Here is a 3777-nt window from a genome sequence, read left to right on the forward strand (position 1 = left end):
CGCTGCCGGCGGGCTTCTCGCCCTTCTCGACGGCGCGCACCGCGGCGAGCAGTTCGGCGGCGGTGCCGGACAGCTTCCCGCCGGCCTCCACCGGGCCCTGCTTGGCCGCCTTGCGGCGCTCGATCCGCTCCCGCTCCCGCTTCTGCGCCAGCAGCTCCGCCTCCGCCTCGGACATCTCCGCCGCGGCGGCCTTCTCGTCCTCGGCGGAAGCCTCGGCGGAAGCCTCGCCGTCGGCCTCCTCGTCCCCGTTCGTCCCGCCGTCGGTCTCCCCGGCCGCGCGCTCGTCGCCGTCGGCCTCCGCAGCCGCGGGTTCGTCGCCGTGGTCCTCCGCGGGCTCGGTCCCGGCGGCGTCGCCGGCGCTCTCCCCGGCGGCGTCCACGGGGGTCTCCCCGGCGGCTGCGGCGACCTCGTCGGCGGGCCCGGCGGGCTGCCGGTCGGCAGCGGTCCGGTCGGCGCCCTCGTCCCGCGGCCCCGGCTCGGGTTGCTCCGTGGTCTCGGGGTCCGTCGTCACAGCGTGCTCCAGTCGTGATCGGGATAGCGGTGCTCGGGCGCCGACACGTCGTCGAGAGCCCTGCAGATCTCGTCCGGAAGCGTAAGCGTCTCCACCGACAGTGCCGCCTCCAGCTGCTGCGGCGTGCGCGCCCCGACGACCGGGGCGGTGACCCCGGGCCGGTCGCGGATCCAGGCCAGCGACACCTGGAGCGGCGTGACGGCCAGCCCGTCGGCGGCGGTGGCCACCGCGTCGACGATGCGCGCGGCGGCGTCGTCGAGGTAGGGGGCGACGAAGGGGGCGAGGTGCTCGGAGCCGCCGCGCGAGTCGGAGGGGGTGCCCGTGCGGTACTTGCCGGTGAGCACGCCGCGCCCCAGCGGCGAGGACGGCAGCAGGCCGACGCCCAGCTCGCGCGCGGCGGGCAGCACCTCGCGCTCGACGCCGCGCTGGAGCAGCGAGTACTCCATCTGGGTGCCGGCCAGCGCGGTCCGCGCGCCCGGCACGGCGAGCTGCCAGGTCGCCGCACGGGCGAGCTGCCAGCCGCAGAAGTTGGAGACCCCGACGTAGCGGGCGCGGCCGCTGGTCACGGCGATGTCGAGGGCCTGCAGCGTCTCCTCGAGCGGGGTGCGGTCGTCGTACGCGTGCACCTGCCACAGGTCGACGTGGTCGGTGCCGAGGCGGGCGAGCGAGGCGTCGAGGGCGGCCAGCAGGTGGCCGCGCGAGCCGTCGACGCGGCGCTCGGGGTCGGGGACGCTGCCCGCCTTGGTGGAGATGACCAGGTCCTCGCGCGGCACCAGGTCGGCGATCAGCCTGCCGAGCAGGTACTCGGCCTCGCCTCCGCCGTATATGTCGGCGGTGTCGACGAGGGTGCCGCCGGCCTCCCAGAACGTCCGCAACAGGTCGGCGGCCTCGTGCTCCTCGGTGTCCCGGCCCCAGGTGAGGGTGCCGAGCCCGATGCGGGACACGCGCAGGCCGGTCCGGCCGAGATGCCTCTGCTTCATGGACGCGCACATTACTGGCCGGATTCGTGTCCCGGGGAACCCTGTGGACAACCCGGGCCGGGCCCTTACCGCCAGTCACCCTTCGACGTGACCCGCGTCGCCCCCTCCCCCGCTCCCCACCGGGCCCTTCGCGCGCTAGGGTCCTGCTGGACAGGGACGTTACTGATCGGTAAGGGGTGCGGTATGCGGCTCGGGATCAACCTCGGCTACTGGGGCGCCGGAATGGACTCGGACAACCTGGAGGTGGCCAAGGAGGCCGACCGCCTGGGGTACTCCGTCTGCTGGGCCGCGGAGGCCTACGGCTCCGACGCCGCCACGGTGCTCAGCTGGGTCGCGGCCCAGACGGAGCGCATCGACGTCGGTTCGGCGATCTTCCAGATCCCGGCCCGTCAGCCCGCGATGACGGCGATGACCGCGGCCACCCTGGACTCCCTCTCCGGCGGCCGTTTCCGCCTGGGTCTGGGCGTCTCGGGCCCGCAGGTCTCCGAGGGCTGGTACGGCGTCAAGTTCGACAAGCCGCTCGCCCGTACGCGTGAGTACGTGGAGATCATCCGCAAGGCGATGACCCGCGAGCGCCTGTCGTACGAGGGCCAGCACTGGACGCTGCCGCTGCCGGGCGGCCCGGGCAAGCCGCTGAAGCTGACCGTGCACCCGGAGCGCGAGCACATCCCGGTCTACATCGCGGCGATCGGCCCGAAGAACCTGGAGCAGACCGGCGAGATCGCGGACGGCGCCCTGCTGATCTTCCCGTCGGCCGACCACCTCGAGGAGACCGCGGTCCGGCACATCCGCGCGGGCCGCGAGAAGGTGGGCAGGACGCTGGAGGGCTTCGACATCGTCCCCACGCTGCCGCTGGCCGTGGGCGAGGACAAGGACGTCCCGGCGCTGGCCGACGCCTTCCGCCCCTACACCGCGCTGTACGTGGGCGGCATGGGCAGCCGGAAGCAGAACTTCTACAACCAGCTCGCCCAGCGCATGGGCTACGAGCAGGCCGCCGCCGAGATCCAGGACAAGTACCTGGCCGGCGACAAGGACGGCGCGGCCGCCGCGGTCCCGCAGGACCTGATCGACAGCACCACCCTGCTGGGCTCCGTGGACCGGATCGCCGACCGGATGAAGGCCTATGCCGCCGCCGGCGTCACCACCCTGACGCTGGCCCCGGCCGGCTTCACGCTCGAGGAGCGGATCACCGCGCTGCGGGCCGGCATGAAGGCCCTGGAGCGCGCCGACCTCGCCTGAGGCCTGGTGCCGGAAGCCCGGCGCGCCAGGAAGCTCTGCGGCCGTGGTGGGGGCTCGGGGGTCCTCCCCGCCACGGCCGTCACGGGGAACAACGCGCCGGCGGCGCGCCGGTTACGTGCCCGCGCCGTCCGGCGGTCCTCCGATCGGCCCATCGGCCGCCCGGAGCTGTTGCGCCTCCCGGGGCACGGCCGTTGACTCGGTCTCCGGAGATCCGCGTCCGTGTCCTCGGAAGAGGGGTGCCCCATGCTTTCCGCCAGGAGTCTGTTCCAGGAGATCTTCGACAACGACGAGGCGTTCCGCCTGTTCTGCTCCGTCGCCGCCGGCGGTGAGGCGCAGGGCGGCTGGGAGAACGCCCGGATCGCGGCGCTGGTGCCGGCCGAGGAGCGCGAGATGGGGCCGCGGATCGCCCGCCACGGCGCGGACGAGGACAAGCACGGGCGCATCTTCACCGCGCTGATGCGCAAGCGCGGGCTCGAGCCGGTGGAGGTTCCGACGGACGTCGACTACACGATGCTGCTGGAGCGCGACGGCATCGGGCTCCCGCACCACAAGCTGCGCCGCGAGGAGCAGCTGAGCGTCCGCGACCTCGTCGTGTACCTCGCGCACAGCCGGGTCACCGAGCAGCGGGCGTCGGAGCAGATGCGGCTGCTGTGCGCCGTCTTCGGCGACCACCCGGACGTCGGGCGCGCGGTACGGATGATCTCCTCCGACGAGGACCACCACCTGGCCTACTGCCACGAGGAGCTGCTGCGGCTCTCGGCGGCCGGGTACGGGCGGCTGATCCGGCGGACGCTGCGCGGGACGGCGCTGGCCGAGATCGCGGTCTACCGGGACGTCAGCATCGCGGTGATGGCCCGCATGGGCCGGATCCTCGGCTGGCCCGCGCCGAAGCGTGCCGCGCTGGCCGCGGGCATCCACGCGATGTACGCCGTCGAGCGCGCGGGCGGCTGGCGGCGCATGGTCACCCTGCGGATGCCGGAGCCGGCGCTGCGCGACGCCCTGGGCGGCCCCGCCGTCCCGGCCCCCGAGTTCGCCTGAGCCCACGCC

3 protein-coding genes and 1 pseudogene are annotated in these 3777 nt (G+C 74.3%); 2 read left to right on the plus strand and 2 right to left on the minus strand.

Annotated elements, in window-relative coordinates; translation table 11 throughout:
- Window positions 1–511: pseudogene (locus tag ACOV8S_RS24650) on the minus strand (DNA helicase RecD); the annotation flags it as partial.
- Window positions 508–1491, minus strand: a complete 984-nt coding sequence (locus ACOV8S_RS24655) for an aldo/keto reductase (protein ID WP_351112594.1) — start codon at window positions 1489–1491, stop codon at window positions 508–510. The pseudogene ACOV8S_RS24650 and the gene ACOV8S_RS24655, both read right to left, overlap by 4 nt.
- 183 nt (window positions 1492–1674) lie before the next feature.
- Here ACOV8S_RS24655 and ACOV8S_RS24660 point away from each other — a divergent pair, with 183 nt between their 5' ends.
- Window positions 1675–2730 carry an LLM class F420-dependent oxidoreductase gene (locus tag ACOV8S_RS24660; protein ID WP_448320379.1) on the plus strand — a complete coding sequence of 352 codons (1056 nt, stop codon included), beginning with the start codon at window positions 1675–1677 and terminating at the stop codon, window positions 2728–2730.
- A 243-nt stretch (window positions 2731–2973) separates the two neighbouring features.
- A complete protein-coding gene (locus tag ACOV8S_RS24665) occupies window positions 2974–3768 on the plus strand; it encodes a ferritin-like domain-containing protein (protein WP_448320381.1) in 795 nt (264 codons plus the stop codon).
- Window positions 3769–3777: the final 9 nt, after the last annotated feature.

It is taken from the genome of Streptomyces sp. CO7 (assembly GCF_053474865.1).